At 73.7% G+C, this 20851-nt stretch carries 18 protein-coding genes; 14 read left to right on the top strand and 4 right to left on the bottom strand.

Annotated features, from left to right (window positions below; all coding sequences use genetic code 11):
- Positions 1-87: 87 nt before the first annotated feature.
- Both ACZ7JA_RS25995 and ACZ7JA_RS25990 read left to right on the top strand, forming a co-directional pair.
- Complete coding sequence (locus ACZ7JA_RS25995; protein WP_351663971.1) at positions 88-654, top strand: TetR/AcrR family transcriptional regulator; 567 nt, start codon at positions 88-90, stop codon at positions 652-654.
- Positions 651-2174, top strand: a complete 1524-nt coding sequence (locus ACZ7JA_RS25990; protein ID WP_351663969.1) for an MFS transporter — start codon at positions 651-653, stop codon at positions 2172-2174. Before ACZ7JA_RS25995 ends, ACZ7JA_RS25990 begins: the two co-directional genes overlap by 4 nt.
- Positions 2175-2283: 109 nt before the next feature.
- On the opposite strand, the gene ACZ7JA_RS25985 is transcribed toward ACZ7JA_RS25990, so the two are convergent.
- A complete protein-coding gene (locus ACZ7JA_RS25985; protein WP_351663967.1) occupies positions 2284-2955 on the bottom strand; it encodes a lysophospholipid acyltransferase family protein in 672 nt (223 codons plus the stop codon).
- A 400-nt stretch (positions 2956-3355) separates the two neighbouring features.
- Between ACZ7JA_RS25985 and ACZ7JA_RS25980 the strand changes: the two genes are divergently transcribed.
- From ACZ7JA_RS25980 to ACZ7JA_RS25970, 3 genes are all read left to right on the top strand, one after another.
- Positions 3356-4540 carry a glycerophosphodiester phosphodiesterase gene (locus ACZ7JA_RS25980; protein WP_470810661.1) on the top strand — a complete coding sequence of 395 codons (1185 nt, stop codon included), beginning with the start codon at positions 3356-3358 and terminating at the stop codon, positions 4538-4540.
- Positions 4541-4638: 98 nt separating this feature from the next.
- Positions 4639-5145 (top strand): RNA polymerase sigma factor, encoded by a 507-nt coding sequence (locus ACZ7JA_RS25975; protein ID WP_351663963.1) that lies wholly within the window; start codon positions 4639-4641, stop codon positions 5143-5145.
- 45 nt (positions 5146-5190) lie between these two features.
- Positions 5191-5688 (top strand): GNAT family N-acetyltransferase, encoded by a 498-nt coding sequence (locus tag ACZ7JA_RS25970; protein ID WP_351663961.1) that lies wholly within the window; start codon positions 5191-5193, stop codon positions 5686-5688.
- Here ACZ7JA_RS25970 and ACZ7JA_RS25965 read toward each other — a convergent pair.
- Both ACZ7JA_RS25965 and ACZ7JA_RS25960 read right to left on the bottom strand, forming a co-directional pair.
- Entirely contained in the window at positions 5678-6097 is a 420-nt protein-coding gene (locus ACZ7JA_RS25965; protein ID WP_351664177.1) for a hypothetical protein, read from the bottom strand. The two genes, ACZ7JA_RS25970 and ACZ7JA_RS25965, sit on opposite strands and share 11 nt — an antisense overlap.
- A 1-nt stretch (position 6098) precedes the next feature.
- Entirely contained in the window at positions 6099-6458 is a 360-nt protein-coding gene (locus ACZ7JA_RS25960; protein ID WP_351663959.1) for a hypothetical protein, read from the bottom strand.
- A gap of 69 nt (positions 6459-6527) precedes the next feature.
- Here ACZ7JA_RS25960 and ACZ7JA_RS25955 point away from each other — a divergent pair, with 69 nt between their 5' ends.
- The 9 genes from ACZ7JA_RS25955 to ACZ7JA_RS25915 all read left to right on the top strand — a co-directional run bounded on the left by ACZ7JA_RS25955 (position 6528) and on the right by ACZ7JA_RS25915 (position 19168).
- Entirely contained in the window at positions 6528-7178 is a 651-nt protein-coding gene (locus tag ACZ7JA_RS25955) for an HAD family hydrolase (protein ID WP_470810657.1), read from the top strand.
- A gap of 417 nt (positions 7179-7595) precedes the next feature.
- Complete coding sequence (locus ACZ7JA_RS25950; protein ID WP_389448424.1) at positions 7596-8639, top strand: methionine ABC transporter ATP-binding protein; 1044 nt, start codon at positions 7596-7598, stop codon at positions 8637-8639.
- Entirely contained in the window at positions 8636-9373 is a 738-nt protein-coding gene (locus ACZ7JA_RS25945; protein ID WP_351663952.1) for a methionine ABC transporter permease, read from the top strand. Before ACZ7JA_RS25950 ends, ACZ7JA_RS25945 begins: the two co-directional genes overlap by 4 nt.
- A 68-nt stretch (positions 9374-9441) precedes the next feature.
- Positions 9442-10275: a MetQ/NlpA family ABC transporter substrate-binding protein gene (locus tag ACZ7JA_RS25940; RefSeq protein ID WP_351663950.1), complete on the top strand. Its 834-nt coding sequence runs from the start codon at positions 9442-9444 to the stop codon at positions 10273-10275.
- 132 nt (positions 10276-10407) lie between these two features.
- On the top strand, positions 10408-11046 hold the full coding sequence (locus ACZ7JA_RS25935) for a GNAT family N-acetyltransferase (RefSeq protein ID WP_351663948.1): 639 nt from the start codon (positions 10408-10410) through the stop codon (positions 11044-11046).
- A 133-nt stretch (positions 11047-11179) separates the two neighbouring features.
- The gene (gene cbiE / locus ACZ7JA_RS25930) at positions 11180-12397 is read left to right on the top strand and encodes a precorrin-6y C5,15-methyltransferase (decarboxylating) subunit CbiE (protein ID WP_468896055.1); all 1218 of its coding nucleotides are present in this window, start codon (positions 11180-11182) and stop codon (positions 12395-12397) included.
- Positions 12398-12744: 347 nt separating this feature from the next.
- The gene (gene cobT, locus ACZ7JA_RS25925) at positions 12745-16884 is read left to right on the top strand and encodes a nicotinate-nucleotide--dimethylbenzimidazole phosphoribosyltransferase (protein WP_470810653.1); all 4140 of its coding nucleotides are present in this window, start codon (positions 12745-12747) and stop codon (positions 16882-16884) included.
- Between the two features lie 140 nt (positions 16885-17024).
- Positions 17025-18257, top strand: coding sequence for a uroporphyrinogen-III C-methyltransferase (gene cobA, locus ACZ7JA_RS25920; protein WP_450746942.1), 1233 nt, complete (start codon positions 17025-17027; stop codon positions 18255-18257).
- 92 nt (positions 18258-18349) lie between these two features.
- Positions 18350-19168, top strand: coding sequence for a TrmH family RNA methyltransferase (locus ACZ7JA_RS25915; RefSeq protein WP_351663940.1), 819 nt, complete (start codon positions 18350-18352; stop codon positions 19166-19168).
- Here ACZ7JA_RS25915 and ACZ7JA_RS25910 read toward each other — a convergent pair.
- On the bottom strand, positions 19135-20511 hold the full coding sequence (locus ACZ7JA_RS25910) for a serine/threonine-protein kinase (RefSeq protein WP_351663939.1): 1377 nt from the start codon (positions 20509-20511) through the stop codon (positions 19135-19137). The genes ACZ7JA_RS25915 and ACZ7JA_RS25910 overlap by 34 nt on opposite strands.
- Between the last annotated feature and the right edge of the window lie 340 nt (positions 20512-20851).

Below are 20851 nucleotides of genomic sequence, written 5' to 3'. Positions count from 1 at the left end.
CCCGCTCGAACCGGCTCCGACCAGCGGTCATGAGTCACGCATGCCCATAGTGAGACATCAATGTCTCACTTGGGCTATCCTTGTCTCATGGCGCTCGATCGTGACCAGGTGCTGCGCAGCGCGGCCGCCCTGCTGACCCGAAAGTCCACCGCGACCATGGACGAGGTGGCCAGGGCCGCCGGCATCAGCCGGGCCACCCTGCACCGCCACTTCGCGGGCCGCGACGCCCTCGTCCGGGCCCTGGAGGCGCTCGGCATCGCGGAGTGCGAGGCCGCCCTGGACGCCGCCCGCCTGGACGACGGCCCGGCGGGCGAGGCGGTCCGCCGCCTGGTCCGCGCCATCGAGCCCGCGGCCGGCCTGCTCGCCTTCCTCTACACCGAGAACCAGCTCTTCGAGGGCGAGGAGCAGAACGAGGGCTGGACCCGCCTCGACGAACGCCTCACCGGCCTGTTCCGGCGCGGCCAGGAGAGCGGCGAGTTCCGCATCGACCTGACCCCGGCCTGGCTCACCGAGGCCCTGTACGGCCTGCTGGCCTCCGGCGCCTGGGCGGTCGCCGAGGGCCGGGTCGCCGGCAAGGACTTCAGCCACATGGTCGTCGAGCTGCTGCTCGGCGGCGCACGACGTGCGAACGCACCGCAAAGAGAGGAATCATGACCAGCACCCTGCAGCCGGCCGGCACGACCGGGGCGGTGAGGCGCCCGGGCCGCTGGCTCGCGCTCTCCGTCCTCGTCCTGGCCGTGCTGCTGGTGGCCGTCGACGCCACCGTCCTCGGTCTCGCCACCCCCTACATCAGCGAGGACCTGCGCCCCTCCGGCACCCAGCTGCTGTGGATCGGCGACGTCTACTCCTTCGTCATCGCCGGACTGCTGGTCTCCATGGGCAGCCTGGGCGACCGCATCGGCCGCAAGCGCATCCTGCTCGTCGGCGCGACCGCGTTCGGCGCGGTCTCCGTCCTGAACGCCTACGCGGCCACCCCCGAGATGATGATCCTCGCGCGGGCGCTGCTCGGCGTCGCCGGCGCCACCCTGATGCCCGCCACCCTCGCCCTGATCCGCAACCTCTTCCACGACCCGCGCGAGCGCAGCCTCGCCATCGGCATCTGGGGCGCCACCGCCTCCGCCGGCACGGCCGTCGGCCCCATCGCGGGCGGCTTCCTGCTGGAGCACTTCTGGTGGGGCTCGGTGTTCCTGATCAACCTGCCGGTCATGGCGGTGCTGGTGCTGGTCGGCATCCGCACGCTGCCCGAGTCCCGCAACCCGCGCCCCGGGCCCTGGGACCTGAGCAGTGTGGTGCTGTCCCTCGTCGGCATGATCGGCATCGTGTACGCGGTCAAGGACGCGGCCGCGCACGGCCCGACCCCGGTCGCGGCGGCCGCGGGCCTGCTGGGCGCCGCCGCCCTGTACGGCTTCGTGCGCCGCCAGCTCACCATGCCGGTCCCGCTGCTGGACATGCGCCTGTTCCGGCGCCGGGGCTTCAGCGGGGCGGTCCTCGCCGACCTGCTGACCGTGCTGGGCATGTCCGGCCTGGTCTTCTTCCTCTCCCAGTACCTGCAACTCGTCCAGGGCAGGCGCCCGTTCGAGGCGGGCCTGGCCGAACTGCCCGCGGCCGCCGGCGCGGTGGCGGCCGGCCTGGTCGCGGGCCGCGCGGCCCGCCGCTTCTCGGTGCGGGTGGTGGTCTCCGGCGGCCTGGCGGCGGTCGGCGCGGCCCTGGCGGTGCTGACGACGCTGAGCCGGTCCACGGGCTACCCGCTGCTCGGCGCCGCGCTGCTCGTCGTGGGCGTGGGCGCCGGCTTCTCCTTCACGGTGACCGCCGACGTCATCCTCGCCGGCGTCCCCAAGGACGAGGCGGGCGCGGCGTCCGCGGTCTCGGAGACGGCGTACGAACTCGGCGCGGCCCTCGGCATCGCCCTGCTGGGCTCCATCGTGACGGGCGCGTACCGCGGCTTCGCCGGCCCGGCGGGCACCCCGGCCCGCGCCCACGAGTCACTGGGCGGCGCGGTGGAGGCGGCGAAGGACATGCCGGCGCTCCCGGCCCAGCACATGCTGGACGCCGCCCGCGACTCCTTCGTCCACGGCCTCCACCTGGCCTCGGGCGCCGGAGCCGCAGTCCTGCTGGCCACAGCGGCGGCGGCCTGGTTCCTCCTGAAGAACCAGAACCTGGAGAACCCGGAGTGAGCAAGGCGCCCCGAAAGGGGGGCGGGGAACTGCGCGACCAGCCAGGAAGCACCTGCGGGCGCGACGAAGCAGCACCCCCACGGCGGTGAGGCGCCCAACCGCCGGAGGCTTACGCCGCCTTCGCCTTGGTGGCGTACATGTCCACGTACTCCTGCCCCGACAGCCGCATGACCTCGGCCATCACCGAGTCGGTCACCGCCCGCAGCACGTAGCGGTCCCGGTCCATCCCCTCGTACCGGGAGAACTCCATCGCCTCGCCGAAGCGGACGGTCACCCTGCCGGGCCGCGGGAAGCCGGACCCGCCCGGCTGCAGCTTGTCCGTGCCGATCATCGCGAAGGGGACCACCGGGGCGCCCGTCATCAGGGTGAGCCGGGCGATGCCGGTGCGGCCGCGGTAGAGGCGGCCGTCGGGGGAGCGGGTGCCCTCCGGGTAGATGCCGAAGATCCTGCCCTCGTCGAGGACCCGGCGTCCGGTCATCAGGGCCGCGACACCGCCGCGGCCGCCGTCGCGATCCACCGGGACCATGCCGACGCCGGTGAAGAACCACGCCATGAGCCGGCCCTTGAGGCTCTTGCCGGTGACGTACTCGTCCTTGCCGATGAAGACGACCTGGCGGTCGCAGACCAGGGGCAGGATCATCGAGTCGATGAAGGTCAGGTGATTACCGGCCAGGATGACCGGCCCGTCCCCCGGGATGTGCTCCACGCCCTCCACCTGAGGGCGGAACATCAGACGCATGATCGGTCCGAGCACGGCCTTGATGAGCGCGAAGCGGGACAACGGGTCCTCCGATGCCGAGGTGAACGATATGTGTCTGTGCAGGTGAGGACATTACTCGCGGCTCCGGGGGAAGCGCACATCGGGGAGGCCCGGTTCACCGAGGTCTTACGCACTGTTGACACTGGTTTACCTGCGGTGAAGCGCCGGAACCCGGGTGTGGCGTCCGGGTGGGCGATGTGACGGACATCGCGCGGAGCCCCGTACCGTCCGGCTACCCGCTCCGCGTCCCGGAACGCCCGACGCACCGTCACATTCCGCCTCCCGGCGGACATCCGGCGTCACCCGCCTGTTCCGACGGGGGTCTCCCGTCCGTCACCCGGACACCCCTACGATCGGCGCGCACCGGCGCCCCGGAACCGGGACGCCGGGGACCGACAGGCGGCGAACGGCAGGAGGGCGCATGGACCGGATGGACGGCGACCGGGCGGACGAGGGACAGCGGGCCACCGGACGGCGGGCCGTGCTCGGCGCGGCGGTGCTCGGCGCGGGCGGGGCGGTCCTCGGGCTGCCCGGCGCCGCCCGGGCGGCCGGCGCCGGTAAGGCCGGACCCGGCGGGCGCGGGCTGAAGAGCCTGCCGATGCCGACGATCATCGGGCACCGGGGCGCCAGCGGCTATCGCCCCGAGCACACCTTCGGCTCCTACGAGCTGGCCCTGGACTTCGGCGCGGACATCGTGGAGGCCGGCGACCTGGTGCCCACCAGGGACGGCCACCTCGTCTGCCGGCACGAGCCCGAGATCGGCGGCACCACGGACGTCGCCTCGCACCCCGAGTTCGCCGGCCGCAGAACCACCAAGACGCTGGACGGCGTGTCCACCACCGGCTGGTTCACCGAGGACTTCACCCTCGCCGAGCTGAAGACGCTGCGCGCCGTCGAGCGCATCCCGGCCAACCGGCCGCACAACACCCTCTACGACGGGCGCTTCGAGATCCCCACCTTCGAAGAGGTCCTGAAGTGGCAGGACGAGCAGACCCGCAAGCGGGGCCGGCAGGTCTGGATCTACCCGGAGACCAAGCACCCCACCTACTTCCGCAAGCTGGGCCTCGGCCTGGAGGAGCGGGTGGCGAAGCTGCTGCGCAAGCACGGAAAGGACGGCCGGAACGCGCCGGTGATCCTGCAGTCCTTCGAGCCGACCAGCATCCAGCGGCTGAACCGGCTCGTCGACAACCCGCTGGTCGTGCTGCTCTCCTCGGCGAACAGCCGCCCCTACGACTTCGTCGACAGCGGCGACCCGCGCACGGTCGCCGACCTCGTCACGCCCAAGGGCCTGCGGGAGATCGCCGGTTACGCCCAGGGCATCGGCCCGACCCTGGACCTGGTCATCCCGAAGAAGGCGGACGGCACCCTCGCCGAGCCGAGCACGCTGGTCGCCGACGCGCACAAGGTCGGGCTGATCCTGCACCCCTACACCATGCGCAACGAGAACCCCTTCCTCCCGGCCGAGTACCGCAAGGGCAGCGCGGCGGACGCCTACGGCGACGCCTTCGCCGCGTTCGCCACGTACTTCGCCACCGGCATCGACGGCGTCTTCACCGACAACGCCGACACCGGTCTGCTCGCCCGGGCCGACTTCCTGGCCCGCTGACCCGCGGCCCACGTCAACGCCCGGCGGGACACGCACCCTTTCGGGGTGAACGCGCGCCGTCCCGGAACCCGGCACCGGGGCGGCGCGTCGTTCCGCACATGACGCACGACCTGGTGGCCGCCCTCGGCCCCCTGCTCACCGCCGAGGCGTCGGCCGAGGCGCAGGCGGCCGGGAGCGAGCCGGCCGACCTGGAACAGGCCGTCTGGCTGCGGCTGCTGGAGCGGCTCGCGGCCGGCGGGCCGCCGGCGGACCCGCAGGGCTGGCTGCGCGGCGCCGTGCGCGCCGAGGCCCGCCGCGGCCGCCGTACCACCCGGCACGAGCGGCCGTACGAAGCCGAACCGGCCGACGACGCGCGCCCCGGTCCGGAGCAGCTCGCTCTCACCGCCGCCCGGCACCGCGCGCTGCGCGAGGCGGTCCGCGGGCTGCCCGGGCGCTGCCCCCGGCTGCTGGCGGCGCTCCTCTCGCCCGAGGATCCGACATACCGGGAAATCGCCGGGGAGTTGGGTATCTCACAGGGCAGTCTCGGACCGGAACGCTCCAGATGTCTCGGATGTCTGCGACGAGTACTCGCGCCGGAGGTTGCGGCCCGCGGAGCGCGGGGATAGGAGTGGGGGACGACCGGTGATCAGGTGAGCGGGAGGCATGCGCACATGGGCATGAGCGTGACCATCTCGGTGGCGACCGAGCAGGACGCGGAGCAGATCTTCAGGCTCCAGTACCTGTGCTTCCAGGGCGAGGCGGCGCTGTACGGCAACTACCGCATCGATCCGCTCGTGCAGAGCCTGGAGTCCGTCCGTCAGGAGGTCGCCCAGGACTGCGTGTTCGTCGCACGACTCGGCGAGGAGGTGGTCGGCTCGGTGCGCGGCAAGGTGACCGAGGACGGCGCGGCCGCCATCGGCAAGCTCTGCGTCCACCCGCGGCTCCAGGGCCACGGCATCGGCGCGCGGCTGCTGCGCGCGGCCGAGACGGCGCTGTCCGAGCAGCGCGGCGCCACCCGGTTCCGCCTCCACACCGGCCACCGCAGCGAGGGCAACCTCCGGCTGTACCGCCGGGTCGGCTACGAGACGGTGGGCCGGTCCACGGGCGCCGACGGCGTGGAGCTGATTGTCCTGGAGAAGCGGGCGGGCACGTACGCGGCTACCGCGTGACGCGCTCGCGCGACCTGCGCAGCCAGTACATCGCCGACAGCGGCAGCAGCACCGGGATGAAGACGTACCCCATGCCGTAGTCGGACCAGACGGTCGCGTCCGGGAAGGCGGACGGATCGACCAGGGTCCAGGTACCCACGATCAGCACGCCCGCGAGCTCGGCGGCACAGCACACCAGTGCCGCCCTGCGGGCCTTCTCCCCGCCCCGGACCAGCGAGTACGTGATGAACCCGTACACCACGCCGGCCACCGCCGACAGCGAGTAGGCCAGCGGCGCCCGGCCGAAGTCCGTCGCGATCTGGTACACCGAGCGCGACACCGCCCCGACCACCATCACGCCGTAGAACCAGACGAGCAGCATGCCCGGCCCGCTGATCAGCCGGGCCGGCTTCTCCCGCACCGCGGTCATCTCAGGCTCCCCAGATGTCATAGAGCCGCACCTCCAGCACGGCGAGGACCACACCGCCGGCGGCCACCGTCACAGAGCCCCACCGGGTCCGCTCGGCCAGCGACATGAAACCGGCCGCCGGCACGCAGGCGAACGCGCCCAGCAGATAGGCCAGGAAGATCGCCGTGCCCTGCTCCGGCTTCTCGCCCCGCGCCAGCTGCACGATGCCGACGACCAGCTGGACCGCGGCCAGCAGCGACACCACGCCCATGCCGATGAAGTGCCAGTCCTTGGTCGGCTGGTCCCGGTAGGCGGCCCAGCCGCACCAGGCGGCGAGCAGCAGCGCGGTGAGCCCGGTCACCAGCGTCAGGGCATTGAGCATGCCGTGACCCTATTACGGCGGAAACGGACCGCCTCCGCCGACCCCGTCGTACGCCGTAGGGTCTAGACCATGACGATCCACGCACAAGCCCTCCTGTTCGACAACGACGGCACCCTGGTCTCCTCCCTCGAATCCGTCGAGCGATGCTGGACGCGCTGGGCGCGGGAGTACGGGATCACGGCCGAGGAGTTCGGGCGGGTGGAACTGCACGGACGGACCGCGGCGGAGATAGTCGCCGACCTGCTGCCCGCCCGTGTGGTCCCGGAGGCGGTCGCGCGGGTCGAACAGCTCGAGGTGGAGGACGTGCCCCGCGGAGGGGTGCGGCTGCTGCCCGGGACGCGGGACTTCCTGGACTCGCTGCCCGCCGACCGCTGGGCCGTCGTGACCTCCGCCACCAGGCGGCTGGCGGAAGCCCGGTTGAACGCGGTGGGCATCCTGCCCAAGACGTTCGTCGCCGCCGACGACGTCACGCGGGGCAAGCCCGACCCCGAGCCCTACCTGCTGGCGGCCCGGCAGCTCGGCGTGGACCCGGCCCGCTGCGTGGTCTTCGAGGACGCCCCCGCGGGGCTCCGGGCCGGACGCGCGGCCGGCATGACCACCGTGGCGTTGGCCACAACCCACCGGGCCGCGGAACTGCGGGCCGACCTGGTGGTCGGGGACCTCTCGGCCCTGTCCGCACTGGTCACCGACGAAGGAGTGGAAATCTCCGTCCGCGGCTGAGCGTCCCCCACCGCTGTCCATCGCTGTCCACTATGCGGACAGCGCGCGCCGGTCAGCACCGTCGGTCTGGTTTACTGATCGCATGACCACGACGAGCAGCCGCACCCCTGCGACCGAGGCGACCATGCCGCCCGGTGCTCGCTGTATGTGTCGAATGTGCGCCTTCTAGAGGGCCCCCGCACCACCTGAGCCTCGCGCCCCGAAGCGAGAGCCGCGGCCTGTCCCCGCCGCCGCAGCGGCACCCGGGACGGACGCCGCCCCCACTGCCCGATGGGCATGGGGTGACCCCCACCGCGCACACGATGTTCTCCCCGGTTCCATCGCCACAGCGAGAACCGTGCCGCGTCCCTGACCGAATGCAACGCACCCGTGCCCGGGCACACCCACGCCCCCGCACTCGACAGTGACGGAAATCCTGTGATCACCACATCGGGCCTGACCAAGGTCTACCGCTCCCGCGGCCGCGAGGTCACCGCCCTCGACGGCGTCGATCTCCACGTCCGCGAGGGCGAGGTCTACGGCGTCATCGGCCAGTCCGGCGCCGGCAAGTCGTCGCTCATCCGCTGCGTCAACCTGCTGGAGCGGCCCACCTCCGGCACGGTGACCGTCGCCGGGGAGGACCTCACCGCCCTCGCCGGCCACGGCTCCCGGGCCGGCCGGGAACTGCGCCGGGCGCGCAGCCGGATCGGCATGGTCTTCCAGCACTTCAACCTGCTCTCCACCCGGACCGTGCAGGACAACGTCGAACTCCCGCTGGAGATCCTCGGCAAGTCCGGCAAGGAGCGCTCCCGCAAGGCCCTGGAGCTGCTGGACCTGGTCGGCCTCGCGGACAAGGCGAAGGCCCACCCCGCCCAGCTCTCCGGCGGCCAGAAGCAGCGCGTCGGCATCGCCCGCGCCCTGGCCGGCGACCCCAAGGTGCTGCTCTCCGACGAGGCCACCAGTGCCCTGGACCCGGAGACCACGCGCTCGATCCTGCAGCTGCTGCGCGACCTGAACCGGCAGCTCGGCCTGACCGTCCTGCTCATCACCCACGAGATGGACGTGGTGAAGTCGATCTGCGACTCCGCGGCCCTCATGGACAAGGGGCGGATCGTGGAGTCCGGCACGGTCAGCGAGCTGCTGGCCACCCCGGGCTCCGAGCTCGCCTCCGCACTCTTCCCGGTCGGCGGCGAGGCCACCGGCGCCGACCGGACCGTCCTGGACGTCACCTTCCACGGCGAGGCCGCCACCCAGCCGGTCATCTCCCAGCTCTCGCGCACCTACAACATCGACATCTCGATCCTCGGCGCCGCCATCGACACCGTCGGCGGGCTCCAGATCGGCCGCATGCGCATCGAGCTGCCCGGCCGCTACGAGGACAACGTGGTGCCGGTCGGGTTCCTGCGCGAGCAGGGTCTGCAGATCGACGTCGTCGAACACGAGGGCCAGGAGCCCGTACTGGTCAAGGAGGGCGCGAAGTGACCTGGTCCGAGATGTGGCCGCTGCTGGAACCGGAGTGCTGGAACACCGCCTACATGGTCGGCTGGTCCACGCTCATCGCCGTCGCCGGCGGTCTGCCGCTCGGCCTCCTGCTCGTGCTCAGCGAGCGCGGCGGCCTGCTGCAGAACGTCGTGGTGAACAAGGTCCTCGGGCAGGTCGTGAACATCGCCCGCTCCATGCCGTTCATCATCCTCATGCTCGCGCTGACCAGCTTCACCCGGTGGGTCACCGGGACCAGCATCGGCCGGGACGCCGCCATCGTGCCGCTGGCCATCGGCGCCATCCCGTTCTTCGCGCGCCTCGTCGAGACGGCCGTCCGCGAAGTGGACGGCGGGCTCGTCGAAGCCGTGCAGTCGATGGGCGGCAACACCTTCACCATCGTCCGCAAGGTCCTCGTGCCGGAGGCCCTGCCGTCGCTGATCGCCTCCGCGACCACCACCCTCGTCGCGCTCATCGGCTACTCCGCCATGGCCGGCACCGTCGGCGCCGGCGGTCTCGGCGACCTCGCCGTCCGCTACGGCTACCAGCGCTTCGAGACCGGCCTGATGTGGGTGATCGTGGCGATCCTCGCCGTCGTCATCTCCCTCATCCAGTTCGCCGGCGACTACGCGGCCCGCGCCCTGCACCACCGCGGCGCCCGCTCCGGCCCCGCGCCCAGGCTGCGCCTGCTCAAGGCCAGGGAGCCGGCGGCCGCCGACGTCACCGAAGTCGCCTGAGCGCCACCGCCCCAGAACTCCCCGTCCACCTGTCACGGGGTCGCACCACCCAAGGAAAGGCACTTTTCGTGCGTAACACCGCCAAGCTCACCACCGCCGTCCTCGCCGCCGGAGCCCTCACCCTCGGGCTCAGCGCCTGCGGCTCCGACAAGGGCTCCGCCGGCTCCTCCGACTACAGCGGACCGCTGGTCGTCGCCGCGAGCCCGACCCCGCACGCCGAGATCCTGAACTTCGTCAAGAAGAACCTGGCGAAGAAGGCGGGCCTCGACCTCGAGGTCAAGGAGTTCACCGACTACATCACGCCGAACACGGCGACCGAGGACGGCTCGGTGGACGCCAACTACTTCCAGAACCAGCCGTACCTCGACGACTTCAACAAGAAGCGCGGCACCCACATCGCGCCCGTCGTCACGGTGCACCTGGAGCCGCTCGGCCTCTACTCCCACAAGGTCAAGAAGGCCGACGCGCTGAAGAGCGGTGCGACCATCGCCGTCCCGAACGACGCCGTGAACGAGGCTCGCGCCCTGAAGCTGCTCGCCGCCAACGGGCTGATCACCCTCAAGGACGGCGTGGGCACCGAGGCCACCCCGCGGGACATCACCAAGAACCCGAAGAAGCTCCAGTTCAAGGAGGTCGAGGCGGCCCAGACCGCGCGCTCCCTCGACGACGTGGACGCGGCGGTGATCAACGGCAACTACGCCATCTCCTCCGGCATCAAGCCCGCCAAGGAGGCCCTCGTCCTGGAGTCCGCGAAGAACAGCCCGTACGGCAACTTCCTCGCGGTCAAGGAAGGCAACGAGAAGGACCCCCGGGTCAAGAAGCTCGCCAAGCTGCTGACCTCGCCCGAGGTGAAGAAGTTCATCGAGGACCAGTACCAGGGCTCGGTCATCCCGTCCTTCTGAGCCCATATCGCCACGCACGGGGTCTGCTCACTTACATGGAGTGGACCCCGTTGTGCGTTTCGGTGCTTTCATGCTGCATGCTGGGCAGTTCAGCAGCCTCTGCAGGATTTTCCGAAGGTTACGGAGCGGCGCATGAGTAGCACCTTCCCCAACGTCTCCATCAGCACGGAGCGGTTGGTGCTGCGGCCCCTCGACGAGGACGACGTGCCCGCGATGGCCGAAATGATGAACGACGAGCAGATCGCCGCCTGGACCGACGTGCCGCAGCCGTTCACCGAGAACGGCGCCCGGCACTGGATCACCGCGTACGCGCCCGCCGAACGCGCCGCCGGCCGGGGCCTGGACCTCGCGGTCACCGAGTTCCTCACCCAGCGCCTGGTCGGCATCGTCCAGCTCACCAAGACCAACTGGCACCTGCGCTCCACCGAGCTGTCGTACATCATCGCGCCCTGGGCCCGCGGTGAGGGCTACGCGTCCGAGGCCGCGCTCGCCACCGCCCACTGGCTGTTCGGCGACCAGAAGTTCGAGCGCATCGAGCTCCGCACCGCCGCCGGCAACACCGCCTCCCAGCAGGTCGCCCAGAAGATCGGCTGCATCAGCGAGGGCGTGCTGCGCAACGCCTGCATAGCCCACGCCCGCACCGCGGACGGCACCTGGACCGACACCCGTACCGACTTCATCGTCTGGAGCCTGCTCCCGGAGGACCTCGAAGGCGGCGACGAGCAGTTCGCCGACACCGGTGACTTCACCTCCTATTCCGACTGGAACTGACACCACCGCGGCGCGGGCGACCGCGCGCCGCATCGCCCCCCACCGCGCGTCCGACCGGCCTCACCGGGTACGCTCACGGAGCCCACCCAGGGCCCGTACCCCCGACGACCTGCGGAAACGGAGACTGACGACGATGGCCGACCGGGTCACGGTGATCGGCTGGGACGGCTCGCCGCCGACCGAAGCGGCCCGCGCCGCCCTCGGCGCCGCCACGCTCGTGGCGGGCGCGGCCCACCACCTGGCGCTCCCCGAGGTCCCGCCCGCCGCCGAGCGCGTCCGCCTCGGCAGCGTCTCCCTGGCCGCCCGCCGCATCGCCGCCCACCGCGGCACCGCCGTCGTCCTCGCCGACGGCGACCCCGGCTTCTTCGGCGTCGTACGGACCCTGCGCGCACCGGAGTTCGGACTCGAGGTCGAGGTCGTCCCCGCCGTCTCCTCCGTGGCCGCCGCCTTCGCCCGCGCCGGCATGCCCTGGGACGACGCCCAGGTGGTCGTCGCCCACCGGCGCACCCTGCGCCGCGCCGTCAACGTGTGCCGGGCCCACACCAAGGTCGCCGTCCTCACCTCGCCGGGCGCCGGGCCCGCCGAACTCGGCCTCCTGATGGAGGGGGTCCACCGGACCTTCGTCATCTGCGAGGAACTGGGCACCGCACGCGAACAGGTCACCGTCGTCACCTCCGACAAGGCCGCCGACCACACCTGGCGCGACCCCAACGTCGTCATCGTCGTCGGCGGCCGGGCGGCGGCGGCCGAGGACGGCGGCTGGATCGCCGGACGCGACCCGGGCGCCGGGCCGCGCGGCTGGGTGCAGCCGGACGAGGCGTACGGCGCGCCCGGCGGTCTCGGCGAGGGCGAGACCCAGCTGCTGCGGGCCGCCCAACTCGCCCGGCTCGGACCCCGCGTCGGCGACCTCGTCTGGGACATCGGCTGCGGCAGCGGCGCGTTGGCCACCGAGGCCGCGCGCGCCGGGGCCGCCGTCATCGCCGTCGACCGGCTGCCCGAGGCCTGCGCCCGGACCGAGGCGGCCGCGCGCCGCTTCGGCGTCCAGCTCCAAGTGGTCCACGGCACCGCGCCGCACGTGCTGGAGAACCTGCCCGAACCCGACGTCGTACGCGTGGGCGGCGGGGGAGCGGCCGTGGTCTCGGCCGTCGCCGACCGCCGGCCGCAGCGCATCGTCGCCCACGCCGCGACCCGCGACGAGGCCGAACTCGTCGGCCGCGGGCTGACCGAGCACGGGTACCGGGTCGAGTGCGCCCTGCTGCAGTCCGTCGAACTGGACACCGGCGCCTGGACGGAGACCGAGCGGAACGTTGCGTTCCTGCTCAGCGGGGTGCTGGCCGAGCGCGCCCCGTGATCCTGTTGTCGTACCGCGCGCGGTAGGCTGGCCGATCGTTGTGCCGTACCGGTGGCCCGGAGCTTCGTTCGTCAATGTCCGGAAAGCGCGCCCGTTTTGGGGTGGGGTGTGGTACGGCAGAACCCGAGGACGCGCAACGTGGCGCAGTCCACAGCGGGCTGTCGCGGATCATGCTGTCGCGACGGTGGAACGGCCGGGACAATGCCACTGAATGGCTTTGTCGCCTTTTCCGGGCGGTCGTTCGTGCCGCTGGGCACGCACGCTCGTTCTTCACTACGGGGCGGTCGGTGCGCCGTTCCGGATGAGCTGGTCGTAGAGAAGCACTAACCGATGGGCGAGGGGTACGCATGACGGACACCGGCCAGGTCCCGGCCGAGGGACAGCCGGAGAGCGCAGGCATGGTGGAGCAGCCGGGCGTCCCCGCGCACGGTGCGTACACCTACCTCTCCGAGCTTCCCGCCGAGGACGAAGACCTGCTGCTGCCGGGTGCTCAGGGCGCCTGGGGCAACGAGGTTCCGCCGCCCGCGCCGGAACCGGTCGTCGAGGCCTTCCACGAGCCGGGTCCGCACGAGACGGCCGGCCGGGACAGCGGTTCCGTCGATCTCAGCGGCGTCCGCCTGCCCGACACGGGTCCGGTGTCCGTGCCCCCTTCCCCCATCCTCTCGGCCCCCCACGACGCCACGGCGGCGGCGCCGCGCCGGCCGCTGCACCTCGGTCCGCCGATCCCCGACGCCTCCGCCAGCCCGGTCCGCTCCCTCGCCGACCGCGGCCCCGCCGGAGCGCCGGTCCGGCAGCCCGGACCGGCCGCGACCGCGCCCGAGTACCTCGACGTCCAGGCCCTGCCCGGCGTGGCCCCGCAGAGTGCGGCCCCGTGGGGCGCCGCGTCCGCGGTCGCGGCCCGGGCCGAGGCTCAGGGGCCGGCTGCGGAAACGGTTGCTCCGGCCGACGGGCCCGAGCCCAGCGGCGGTGCCTCCGGCGCCGCCCAGGCCGCGGTGGCCCGCCTCACCACCCAGGCGACGGCACAGGCGCCGGCCGGGGAGCCGCAGGCGCCCGCCGCGGCGCAGGGTGTGCACGGCCACGACGGGATGCAGGCCGCGCACGGCCACGACGGCGTGTACGTCGCTCCCGCCGGCCAGAGTCAGGACGCCGAGGGCGGCGCGACTCCCGTGGCCACCGCTCAGGAACCGCAGGCCGCGGCCCTCACCGGTGCGGACGGAGTCCCGGCGGCGCAGGCGTCGCCGTCGGCGGTGACCGAGGCGGCCGCGCCCGAGGTTGTCGGGGAAGCGAACCAGGCTTCCGGGGCGACGCCGGGCGTCGAGCCGGGTCAGGCGGTCACCGCCCCGGTCGTCGCGGACATCGCGGAGCAGGCCCCTGTGGCCGTAGCGGACACGCAGACGCAGGCCCCGGAGGGCGCCGAGGCCGCCCAGGCGCCCGAGCCCGTGGTGTCCGGCGAGGCCGCGCAGCCCGTCCAGCCGGAAGAGGCCGCGCCCGCCGAGGCCGCACTCGCCGCGGACGCGGCAGCCGATGGGGTCGTGGCGGCCGAGGAGGCCGATGGGGTCGTGGCGGCCGAGGAGGCCGTCCCGGCACAGGGCGTGGCCCCCGCGGCCGACGCCGTCGAGGTCGCACCTCAGGAAGTACGCGAGGAAGTGACCGGGGAAGCGACCGAGCAGGCCGCGCCGGCCGAAGCCACTCCGGCGGCCGAGGCCGCTCCAGCGCCGGGGGCCCTCCAGCCCGCCGCTGCCGGCGAGCTTCAGCCCGCCACTCCCGTTGAGCCCCGGCCCGCCGCGACCGTCGAGCCTCAGCCCGCCGCCCCCCAGCCCGCCGAGCCCGCCGAGCCTCAGCCTCCAGCGTCCACCGAGCCCCAGCCGGTCATGGCCGCCGAGCCGAGCGTCGCACCCGCCGAGCCTCAGCCCGTCGCGTCCGCCGACGTCCCGGCCGCCGCGCCCGAGCAGGCCGAGGCCACCGCACCCGCCACCGCGACGGAGCCGCTGCCGGCCCCCGAGCCGGCGCAGGGCGCGGAGGCGGCGCAGGCCCCCGAGCCGGAGCAGGCTCCGCAGGCCGCAACGGCCGCCCACCCCGTCGCCCTGGCGGCGGAGGCCGAGGCGGCGACCGCGTCCACCGAGGCATCCGCGCCCGCCGCCGGGCAGGAGCAGGCCGCCCAGCCCGCCGTACCCGCCCCGCACGACGGCGAGGCCGCGTCCGCTCAGCAGCAGCCCCAGCCGCCCCTGGGCCAGGACCAGGACCAGGCCGTCGCGCCCGACAGCACCGGCCAGGTCTCCGCCGACGGCGCGCCCGCCCCGGCCACCAGCCCCGCCGCACCCTCGGGCCCGCAGCACCAGCCCGCCGGGACGGTCCCCGCACCGGCCGCCGCCGAGGCCACGACGCCGCCCGCGCCCCCCGCCGAGGCCGACCCGGCCGCGCCCGCCGAGCCCCTGCCCTCCGCCGTTCCGCTGCAGCCGGGCCCCGGGCAGCCGCTCGGGCAGTTCGTGCCCGTGGACGGCCAGGTGCCGACCACACCGCACCTGGCCCCCACCCCGCCGCACCCCCTCGTGCTGCCCGTCCAGGACCAGCAGGAGCCCATGGCCACCGTTCCCGGGCCCCGCGAGGCCGAGTCCCTCGCCGCACCGGAGGTACCGGCCGCGCCGGACGCCGAGGCCGGCCCCGATGTCGTACAGCACGCGGAGGACCTGCGGACCAGGGCCGACGAGCAGGAAGAGAGCACCACCGCGGTGGAGGAGCCGAAGCGGTCCGCCGGACCGGCCGCGCCCGCCTACGACGACGCCGAGCGCGAGGCCGTGCTGAAGGTGATGCGCGAACGCCGCGACATCCGCAACGGCTTCCGCGGCGACCCGATCCCGCACGAGGTGCTGCTGCGCGTCCTGGAGGCGGCCCACACGGCGCCCTCCGTGGGCCACTCGCAGCCCTGGGACTTCGTCGTCATCCGCTCCGCCGACACCCGGCGGGCCATGCACGAACTCGCCATGCGCCAGCGGGACGCCTACGCCAAGTCGCTGCCCAAGGGCCGGGCCAAGCAGTTCAAGGAACTGAAGATCGAGGCCATCCTCGACACCCCGGTGAACATCGTCGTCACCGCCGACCCCACCCGCGGCGGCCGCCACACCCTCGGCCGGCACACCCAGCCGCAGATGGCCCCGTACTCCGCCGCGCTCGCGGTGGAGAACCTCTGGCTCGCCGCCCGCGCCGAAGGCCTCGGCGTCGGCTGGGTCAGCTTCTTCGACGAGCGCGAGATGGTCCGCGCCCTCGGCCTGCCCGAGCACCTCGAGGTCATCGCCTACCTGTGCGTCGGCTACGTCGACGAGTTCCCGGACGAGCCCGAGCTGATGCAGGCCGGCTGGTCCAAGCGGCGCCCGCTGTCCTGGGTGGTGCACGAGGAGACGTACGGCCGCCGCGCCCTGCCCGGAGAGGAACCCCACGACCTGCTTGCCGAGACCGTCGCACAGATCCGCCCGCTCGACGCCAAGGCGCTCGGCGAGGCCTGGGAGCGGCAGAAGCGCATGACCAAGCCCGCCGGCGCGCTCGGCATGCTGGAGATCATCTCCGCCCAGCTGTCCGGGCTGTCCCGGCAGTGCCCGCCGCCGATCCCGGAGCCCGCTGCCGTCGCGATCTTCGCCGGCGACCACGGGGTGCACGCCCAGGGCGTCACCCCCTGGCCGCAGGAGGTCACCGCGCAGATGGTGGCCAACTTCCTCGGCGGGGGAGCGGTGTGCAACGCCTTCGCCGGCCAGGTCGGCGCCGAGGTGTGCGTCGTGGACGTCGGCGTCGCGGCGGACCTGCCGGCCACGCCCGGACTGCTGCCCCGCAAGATCCGCGGCGGCACCTCCGACATGACCACCGGCCCGGCGATGACCCGCGAGGAGGCCAAGGCCGCCATCGAGGTCGGCATCGAGACCGCCCGCGACCTGGTGGCGGCCGGCAACAAGGCGCTGCTCACCGGCGAGATGGGTATCGCCAACACCACCGCGTCCGCCGCGCTGATCTCGGTGTACACCGGCGCCGACCCCGCCGAGGTCACCGGCCGGGGCACCGGCATCAACGACGAGACCCTGGCCCGCAAGACCGAGGTCGTCCGCCGCGCCCTGGAACTGCACCAGCCGGATCCGGCCGACCCGATCGGCGTCCTCGCGGCCCTCGGCGGCTTCGAGCACGCGGCCATGGTCGGCCTGCTCCTCGGCGGCGCCTCCCTGCGCACGCCGGTGATCCTGGACGGCGTCAGCGCCGGCGCCGCGGCCCTGGTCGCCCGCGCCATCGCCCCCGAGGTCCTCGCGGCCTGCATCGCCGGTCACCGCAGCGCCGAGCCCGGCCACGTGGCGGCGCTCAACAAGCTGGGCCTGCGGCCCCTGGTCGACCTCGACCTCCGCCTCGGCGAGGGCACCGGCGCGCTGCTGGCCCTGCCCCTGGTGCAGAGCACCGCACGGGCGATGCACGAAGTGGCGACGTTCGACTCGGCGGGCGTCACGGAGAAGTAGCGGCCCGGCGGCGGGCGGTCCGGTGCCCAGCCACCGGACCGCCCGTGCCCCGCTCGCTCCCACGTCCTAAAATCCGCACGTCAGGGCCGCTCCAAAGCCGCAGCGCGCCCATCGCAGAGCTGCACGAGGAGCCGTCCCTCATGGCCGAACACCCCGCCTACCCCGTAGGCCTCCGCCTCTCCGGCCGCCGCGTGGTCGTCCTCGGCGGCGGCCAGGTCGCCCAGCGCCGCCTCCCGGCACTGATCGCGGCGGGCGCCGACATCGTCCTGGTCTCCCCGGAGGCCACGCCGTCCGTCGAGGCCATGGCCGACGGCGGCGAGATCACCTGGCAGCGCCGGCCGTACGCCGAGGGCGACCTCGCGGAGGCCTGGTACGTCCTCATCGCCACCGACGATCCCGCGACCAACGCCGCCGCGTCCGCCGAGGCGGAGCGCAACCGCGTCTGGTGCGTCCGCTCCGACGACGCCGACCGGGCGACCGCCTGGACCCCGGCGACCGGGCACAGCGAGGGCGTCACGGTGGCCGTCCTCACCACCGACGCCCGCGGCCGCGACCCCCGGCACACGGCGGCCGTCCGCGACGCGGTGGTCGAGGGCCTGCGCGACGGCACCCTCGTCGCCCCGCACCACCGCACCCGCACGCCGGGAGTGGCGCTGGTCGGCGGCGGCCCCGGCGACCCGGACCTGATAACCGTCCGCGGCCGCCGTCTCCTCGCCGAGGCCGACGTGGTCATCGCCGACCGCCTCGGCCCGCGCGACCTGCTCGCCGAACTCCCGCCGCACGTCGAGGTCATCGACGCGGCGAAGATCCCGTACGGCCGCTACATGGCTCAGGAGGCCATCAACAACGCCCTGATCGAGCACGCCAAGCAGGGCAGGTCGGTGGTCCGGCTCAAGGGCGGCGACCCGTTCGTCTTCGGCCGCGGCATGGAGGAGGTCCAGGCGCTCGCCGAGGCCGGCATCCCGTGCACGGTGGTCCCCGGCATCTCCAGCTCCATCTCCGTGCCCGGCGCGGCCGGCATCCCGGTCACCCACCGGGGCGTCGCCCACGAGTTCACCGTGGTCAGCGGCCATGTCGCCCCCGACGACGAGCGTTCCCTCGTCGACTGGCCGTCCCTGGCCCGGCTGACCGGCACGCTGGTGATCCTGATGGGCGTCGACAAGATCGGGAAGATCGCCGACACGCTCGTCGCGCACGGCAGGTCGCCCCGGACCCCCGTCGCCCTCGTCCAGGAGGGCACGACGGCCGCGCAGCGACGCGTCGACGCCACCCTCGCCACGGTCGCCGAGACCGTACGCGCCGAGGACGTCAGGCCCCCGGCGGTCATCGTCGTCGGCGAGGTCGTGAACGTGGGCCCGGAATTGCCGGCCTGATCACGCGTCACCCGGGGGACCACCCCGGGCACCACGCCCTCACCCCAGCCGTTGGCAACCGACCCACCCCAGGACAAGGCAGTATTCACCCCGTGGCCGAGATCATCACCATCGACGACCCCGACGACCCGCGTGTGCGCGACTACACGGGCCTGACCGACGTCGAGCTGCGCCGCAGGCGCGAGCCCGCCGAGGGCCTGTTCATCGCCGAGGGGGAGAAGGTGATCAGAAGGGCCCGGGAGGCCGGCTACGAGATGCGGTCCATGCTGCTCTCGGCCAAGTGGATCGACGTCATGCGGGACGTCATCGACGAGGTGCCGGCGCCGGTGTACGCGGTCACCCCGGACCTGGCCGAGCGGGTCACCGGCTACCACGTGCACCGCGGCGCCCTCGCCTCCATGCGGCGCAAGCCGCTGCCGACGACGGGGGAGCTGCTGCGGGGCGCCCGGCGGGTCGTGGTCATGGAGGCGGTCAACGACCACACCAACATCGGCGCGATCTTCCGTTCGGCGGCCGCCCTCGGCATGGACGCGGTGCTGCTCTCACCCGACTGCGCCGACCCGCTGTACCGGCGCAGCGTCAAGGTGTCGATGGGCGCGGTCTTCTCGGTGCCCTACGCCCGCCTGGAGACCTGGCCCAACGGCCTGGACCCGGTCCGCGAGGCCGGCTTCGGCCTTCTCGCGCTCACCCCCGACGACAGGGCCCGCACCCTCGACGACGTCGCCCCGCACCGGATGGACCGGGTGGCCCTGATGCTCGGCGCGGAGGGCGACGGCCTGTCCGCCAAGGCACTGGCGGCCGCCGACGAGTGGGTCCGTATCCCGATGTCCCACGGCGTCGACTCGCTGAACGTCGGCGCGGCCGCCGCGGTGGCGTTCTACGCGGTGGCCTCGGGACGCCCCGGGGCCTGACCGGGGGAGACCGCCCGCTCGGCGGCCGACGGGTGCGCCCCCGCCCCCACGTGCCGCTGCCGCCCGTCGCCGCCCAGACCGCGCGCCGGGCCCTGGCAGCCCTGCGCGACCGCGATGCCGAGCGCGACCAGCAACGTCACCACCACGAACACGAACAGCCGCTGCCGCAGCAGCCGCGGGTTGGCCGGCCGCAGCCGGCTTCCCGTCGGGCGCGGCGCGGGCCGCCCCGTGCCGCTCCGCGGCGCGGGCCTGCTGCCGGAGCGCGGGCCGCCGCCGCGCGGGGGAGGGGTGGACCGAACCGCGCCCGGCCGCGAGGCCACTCCACCGCCCCGGGAGGCGCTGCCGCCGCGGGCGGGCGCACCGCCCCTGGCGGGCGTGTTCCCACGGGGCGCCGGAGTGCCGGGAGCGGTGCGCCGCTGGGTGCGCTGCTGCTCGGGGTAGGTGTCGGCGAGCCGCCCGGTCGGCAGGTCCGCCTCCGCGACGCGCGGCGCGGGCGGCCGTACGTCGGCCAGGCCCTGCGCCTCGCGGGCGGCGATCTCCTTGAGCCGGAGCGAGAGTTGCAGCGTGCTCGGCCGGTCGTCGGGGTCCTTGGCCAGACAGGCCCGGACCAGCGGGGCGAGGGCGTCCGGCACTCCGTGCAGCTGCGGCTCCTCGTGCACCACGCGGTACAGCATCACCTCGGAACTGCCCTGGCCGAACGGCGAGTCGCCGGTCGACGCGTAGGCCAGCGTCGCCCCCAGCGAGAACACGTCGGTCGCCGGGGTCACCGCCGCGCCGCGCACCTGCTCGGGGGCGAGGAAGCCCGGCGAGCCGACCGCCGTGCCGACGTGGGTGAGCGTGGAGGCGCCGGTGGCCCAGGCGATGCCGAAGTCGATGATGCGCGGTCCCTTGGGGGACAGCAGGATGTTGGACGGCTTCAGGTCCCGGTGCACCACGCCGGCCTCGTGCACGGCGACCAGCCCTTCCGACAGGGCCGCGCCGATCGCCGCGGCGTCGGCCGCGCCGAGCGGGCCGTCGTCGGCGACCTTGTCGTGCAGCGAGGGCCCGGGCACGTACTGCGTGGCGAACCAGGGCCGCTCGGCCTCCAGGTCCGCGGCCACCAGCCGGGCCGTGCACCCGCCCCTGATCCGCCGGGCCGCCGACACCTCACGGGCGAAGCGCGACCGGAACTCCTGGTCCTCCGCGAGGTCGGGCCTGATCACCTTGAGCGCGACCCGCTGGCCCTTCTTGTCGGAGCCGAGGTAGACCACGCCCATCCCGCCCGCGCCGAGCCGTCGGTGAAGCCTGAACGAGCCGACGACGCGCGGGTCCTCGCGCCTCAGGCGCATCATCGCCATGTTCATCCCCGCTGCCCGGTCCCTGTGACGTGGCACAGCTTACGTTTCCACGGCCGCCCGCGCGCATAGGCCGCGCCCTCTCGCCCCGAGGGATTGTCCACCGCGCGCGGCCCGGGTGAGACAGGGTCAGCAAGCCGTGCCCTGAAGCCCCCTTGAACCTGTGTCGGCTCCAACAACGCTGCGCGGCAAGGACGTTGAACCGCGACGCAGCGAACCGCCGCAGCGCACGGCGGCGGGGAGGCGGCCCCCGGGCCCGAACCGCACCGCGCCCGACGCTACCGGCCACCGGACGATCAGGACACCCGTCGCCGACCGCCCGGAAACGGAGGAAGTGATCGAACTCACT

Source organism: Streptomyces sp. NPDC038135 (genome assembly GCF_055601245.1).
The sequence above is the reverse complement of the archived record's forward strand: the minus strand, read 5'-3'. Positions and strand labels throughout refer to the sequence as shown.

Excerpts from the sequence above, each read along its gene's own strand:
- ACZ7JA_RS25995 (WP_351663971.1), top strand. The coding sequence starts at position 88 with ATGGCGCTCGATCGTGACCAGGTGCTGCGCAGCGCGGCCGCCCTGCTG.
- ACZ7JA_RS25990 (WP_351663969.1), top strand. The coding sequence starts at position 651 with ATGACCAGCACCCTGCAGCCGGCCGGCACGACCGGGGCGGTGAGGCGC.
- ACZ7JA_RS25980 (WP_470810661.1), top strand. The coding sequence starts at position 3,356 with ATGGACCGGATGGACGGCGACCGGGCGGACGAGGGACAGCGGGCCACC.
- ACZ7JA_RS25975 (WP_351663963.1), top strand. The coding sequence starts at position 4,639 with ATGACGCACGACCTGGTGGCCGCCCTCGGCCCCCTGCTCACCGCCGAG.
- ACZ7JA_RS25970 (WP_351663961.1), top strand. The coding sequence starts at position 5,191 with ATGGGCATGAGCGTGACCATCTCGGTGGCGACCGAGCAGGACGCGGAG.
- ACZ7JA_RS25965 (WP_351664177.1), bottom strand. The coding sequence starts at position 6,097 with ATGACCGCGGTGCGGGAGAAGCCGGCCCGGCTGATCAGCGGGCCGGGC.
- ACZ7JA_RS25960 (WP_351663959.1), bottom strand. The coding sequence starts at position 6,458 with ATGCTCAATGCCCTGACGCTGGTGACCGGGCTCACCGCGCTGCTGCTC.
- ACZ7JA_RS25955 (WP_470810657.1), top strand. The coding sequence starts at position 6,528 with ATGACGATCCACGCACAAGCCCTCCTGTTCGACAACGACGGCACCCTG.
- ACZ7JA_RS25935 (WP_351663948.1), top strand. The coding sequence starts at position 10,408 with ATGAGTAGCACCTTCCCCAACGTCTCCATCAGCACGGAGCGGTTGGTG.
- cbiE (WP_468896055.1), top strand. The coding sequence starts at position 11,180 with ATGGCCGACCGGGTCACGGTGATCGGCTGGGACGGCTCGCCGCCGACC.
- cobT (WP_470810653.1), top strand. The coding sequence starts at position 12,745 with ATGACGGACACCGGCCAGGTCCCGGCCGAGGGACAGCCGGAGAGCGCA.
- cobA (WP_450746942.1), top strand. The coding sequence starts at position 17,025 with ATGGCCGAACACCCCGCCTACCCCGTAGGCCTCCGCCTCTCCGGCCGC.
- ACZ7JA_RS25910 (WP_351663939.1), bottom strand. The coding sequence starts at position 20,511 with ATGAACATGGCGATGATGCGCCTGAGGCGCGAGGACCCGCGCGTCGTC.